This is a genomic window from Mycoplana sp. 10N416 (assembly GCF_056394765.1).
In genome coordinates this window covers 1-398 of sequence record NZ_JBFTIM010000060.1, presented here as the reverse complement: position 1 = coordinate 398, position 398 = coordinate 1, and the positions used below count along the sequence as shown (strand labels likewise).

At 58.0% G+C, this 398-nt stretch carries 1 protein-coding gene; it reads right to left on the bottom strand.

Annotated features, from left to right (window positions below; all coding sequences use genetic code 11):
• Positions 1-254 (bottom strand): hypothetical protein (locus AC1DDS_RS25805; protein WP_477481449.1); only part of this gene is annotated, 254 nt, incomplete at its 3' end.
• Positions 255-398 lie beyond the last annotated feature (144 nt).

Sequence of the window (398 nt, the reverse complement as noted above, 5' to 3'; positions counted from 1 at the left end):
GGATTGGTTTCGGTAGTCAAACCGCGATCATCTGCGGTTCGCTCATCCTTTTCTTCTGCCGGCCCGGGTGGATTCGCTGATTCATTCCCTCCAGCATCGGCGGCATCTTCCGAACCCTCCCCGGATGCGTCGCCAACAGGTACCTGATCGTTGGAGGCGGGTGCCCCAAGATCACGGGGGATCGGATGACCTGGTGTCGTGATCCCATCGTGTACCTGGCTGAAGCCGGCAACTTCGGTTGGATCAGTTGTCATACGCGCGACCGGCCCCGGCCAAGAACCCAGCCAATAAGGGCCAAGACCAGCAAGATAATTCCTACCCACAGCAGGAAACTCAAGGCCTGGTTAAAACCGCCAACAAGCAGCAGCACGATCGCAATGACGCCGGCAATCACCAAT